This window comes from Bacillus sp. JJ664, from assembly GCF_036962205.1.
GTDB lineage: Bacteria > Bacillota > Bacilli > Bacillales > Bacillaceae_G > Gottfriedia.
The window spans coordinates 1-2,384 of sequence record NZ_JBALMS010000216.1; the positions used below are offsets into that span (position 1 = coordinate 1).

At 29.8% G+C, this 2,384-nt stretch carries 2 protein-coding genes and 1 pseudogene; all 3 read right to left on the reverse strand.

Features of this window, described 5'->3' with window-relative positions:
• Nucleotides 1-149 precede the first annotated feature (149 nt).
• Nucleotides 150-569, reverse strand: coding sequence for a GtrA family protein (locus V7056_RS20380; protein ID WP_499704212.1), 420 nt, complete (start codon nucleotides 567-569; stop codon nucleotides 150-152).
• A gap of 161 nt (nucleotides 570-730) precedes the next feature.
• Nucleotides 731-1,663: pseudogene (locus V7056_RS20385) on the reverse strand (glycosyltransferase family 2 protein); the annotation flags it as partial.
• A gap of 23 nt (nucleotides 1,664-1,686) precedes the next feature.
• The coding region (locus V7056_RS20390) for a DUF6044 family protein (RefSeq protein ID WP_499704213.1) at nucleotides 1,687-2,384 on the reverse strand (698 nt) is incomplete at its 5' end.

Genomic DNA, 2,384 nt, shown 5'->3' on the forward strand with positions numbered 1-2,384 from the left:
GAGCGACCTGGAGTTGTAATCAACTAACGCACGCTAACCTTACAAGAAAGTAATTTTTGTAACTTTCTCCATTTTACACTTTTCCAAATAAATAAAAAAACCTTCTTTTAAATGTATATCCATCTACACAAAAGTAAGGTTTTCATCATTCAATTTAATTGTTTTTTGTTTTCTTCTAATCGAAAAACGAATTGTTTTTGACAAATATAGTTTGTAATGGTGTAAATTCCAGTACTTAATAAGATTGCGAGATCTGCTTGATAAGAAATTGAATAGTCCATTTCTTTCATCGACCAATCAACTAAAAATGTACCTAAGTGATAAGATATAAAATAACAAAATAGTATCACGAGCAAAAACTTCATCATACTTCTTTGAACGGAACCGTTACTTTTAAAGGTAAAGCTTCGATTTAAAATAAAGCTAACGACAGCACCGACTGAATTTCCGATAAACGTGGATAACCAATAGGATTGATTTGCTAAGTGGTAAAGTACATACATAATCGTTAGCCCAACTAGCGTATTAATAAGACCAACAATCAAAAATCGCACAAAAGTAAAGTTCATTATTTACTCCTTTTTATTTCCACTTTTCTTAAGAAATATTGTGATTCTGTAACAAGATTACTGTTAATTGCATATTTAGGTCGTTTTTTAATTTCATGATGAATCCGATCTAAATATACATTAATATTAGGTTTGCGATTATTCATATTAGCTTTATTAATTGAATAGATATCTTTTTCAATTGCGAATTTCGGACGTCTTTTCACTTCTTGATAGATTTTACCAATATATTCTCCAATAATTCCTAAACCCAATAATTGAATACCACCTACAAACCATATTGAAATCATTATTGAAGTCCAACCTGATTTTGTATTTCCTAAAATAGCTTGTACGAAAGAGTATCCACCTGCCATCGCGCTAATAATTAAAGATAAAAAGCCAATGAAAGTAACAAATCTTATTGGTGTAATACTAAATGATGTAATACCGTCAAAAGCAAATGAAAGCATTTTTTTCAGTGGATATTTGGATACTCCAGCAAACCGTTCCTTTCGATCATAATATACAGTGCTTGATTGAAAACCAATCAACGGAATTAAGCCCCTCAAAAATAAATTAGTTTCCTTAAATTTCAATAACTCATCTAGTGCGCGTTTACTTAGAAGACGATAATNNAATTTTATCCCTATTTTATCCATGAATCGATAAAATCCTAATGCAGTTGTTCTTTTGAAATATGTATCTGTTTTTCTACAATCTCTAACCCCGTAAACGATATCATTTCCTTCTTTAAATTTCTCAAGAAAGGTATGTATGATTGAAATATCATCTTGTAAATCAGCATCGATTGATATAACACAATCAGATTGCTTGCTTGCAATTTCAAGTCCAGCTAATAATGCATTTTGATGACCTACATTTCTAGCTAATTTTAAACCTTTGACAAAAGGATTTAGTTTGTTTTCAGTTAAAATTAAATTCCAAGTAAGATCCCTACTCCCATCATCTACAAAAAGGATACTACTTTTCAACGAAATTTCATTTTGATTGACTAAACTTTTTAGTAGATTAGATAATTGAAAAGCTGTTTCGGAAAAGACCTCCTCTTCATTAAAGCAAGGAACTACAATTGTTAAAACTGGTTTCATCATATAAAACACTTCCTTCATAGCTGTTAAATTACTTCATAGAGGTAAATTTTCCAAGCGGATTGTTGATCATCGAAAGTTTTCATTAATTTCATTCCATTTTGCATCGCATTTTTGATTGGTACTGCTGAAAAGATGTATTGCCCTCCCATATTTTTAAACTCTTTTGTATTCAGTTGTAGATTCTTAACTTCTTTATTTGAGTCTTTCTCATAATCATATTTTTTTCCAAGCTCTGCTACAAAAATATAACAACGTCCTCCCCATTGATCGAAGTATCTTTGCAATTGAGGATTCTTATCTAATTCATTTGCGATTATGTTTCTAAATTGATGTTTATATTTTAAAGGATAAAAATTATTATATGTATCTATTGTATAAAACCCATTATATTGTGAAATTGCAGGATGAAGTCCAATACTCGCAACCCTGTAGTCTGTTTTCGGTTTTCCAATATATTTCTCAATCTTTTTAAATTGTTTTTCAGCATAGAATTCATTAAAGTTTGGTGTACCGTATACACGATAAACAATCTCTTCATTTGATGTGATTAATAAAATCATTTGTATGAACAGCCAAAGCTTTACAAAATATTGTCCATACTTCCCCTTTTGCCATAATAAATAGCAACCAGTTGCAAACATTAGATAGATTATCATTGGTCTGAGAAAATGAAATCTAGCAAAATTAAATGTATTCAATAATTGAAATTGTTCTTTTAATG

Excerpts from the sequence above, each read along its gene's own strand:
- V7056_RS20380 (WP_499704212.1), bottom strand. The coding sequence starts at position 569 with ATGAACTTTACTTTTGTGCGATTTTTGATTGTTGGTCTTATTAATACG.